The 1,100-nt window shown below is 65.5% G+C and carries 1 protein-coding gene; it reads right to left on the reverse strand.

All coding sequences use genetic code 11. The annotated features are described in order from the left end of the window. Positions 1–1,100: isomerizing glutamine--fructose-6-phosphate transaminase (locus J2X98_RS22180; RefSeq protein ID WP_307312680.1), on the reverse strand; the 1,100-nt coding region annotated here is incomplete at both ends.

Below are 1,100 nucleotides of genomic sequence, written 5' to 3' on the forward strand. Positions count from 1 at the left end.
GGGTAGCCGACGTGGCGGCCCAGGAACAGCACCGATTTCTCGTCCGCCATGCTGCGGGCCAGTTCACGCAAGGGCTCGGCGTTGTCCAGGATCTTCTGGATTTTGGCCGGGATCTTGTTCAGGTCCGCCAGCACGTCCTTGATCTGGCCCGAGAAGATGTTTCCGCGCAGCTGGGCCAGGTAGAGGCCCAGCAGGTACGCGGCCGTGATCTGCGCCAGGAACGCCTTGGTGGAGGCCACCGCGATCTCGGGGCCTGCGTGGGTGTACAGCACGGCGTCAGACTCACGCGGGATGGTGGAGCCGTTGGTGTTGCAGATGGAGATGGTCTTGGCGCCCTGTTCACGGGCGTACCGGACGGCCATCAGGGTGTCCATGGTTTCGCCGGACTGGCTGATGGAGACCACCAGGGTCTTCTCGTCCAGGATCGGGTCGCGGTAGCGGAACTCGTGCGCCAGCTCCACCTCGGTGGGAATCCGGCACCAGTTCTCGATGGCGTATTTGGCCACCATGCCCGCGTACGCGGCGGTGCCGCAGGCCAGCACGATGATCTTGTTGACCTGCTTCAGCAGCTCGGGATCGATTCGGAGCTCGTCCAGGGTCAGCTTGCCCTTGATGTCAGAACGCCCCAGCAGGGTCTGGGCCACGGCGTCGGGCTGGTCGTGGATTTCCTTCTCCATGAACGAGGAGAAGCCGCCCTTTTCCGCCGAGGCCGGGTCCCAGTCCACGTGGTATTCCTTGCCCTGGGCCGGGTTGCCGTAGAAATCGGTGATCTCCACCGAGTCCGCAGTGATCGTCACGATCTGGTCCTGGCCCAGCTCCACGGCACGGCGCGTGTAGTCGATGAACCCGGAAACGTCCGAGCCCAGGAAGTTCTCGCCGTCGCCCAGGCCCACCACCAGCGGGGAGTTACGGCGGGCAGCAACGACGACGTCGGGCTGGTCCGCGTGCACGGCCAGCAACGTGAAGGCGCCCTCAAGGCGCTGGCAGGCCAGTTCCATGGCGCGGGTCAGGCCGCCGTTCGCCGGGTCACCGCCCAACTTGTTCCGCAGGATGTCAGCCAGCAGCGCGGCAGCGACCTCAGTGTCCGTCTCGGACAGGAA

This window comes from Pseudarthrobacter enclensis, from assembly GCF_030811655.1.
GTDB lineage: Bacteria > Actinomycetota > Actinomycetes > Actinomycetales > Micrococcaceae > Arthrobacter > Arthrobacter enclensis_A.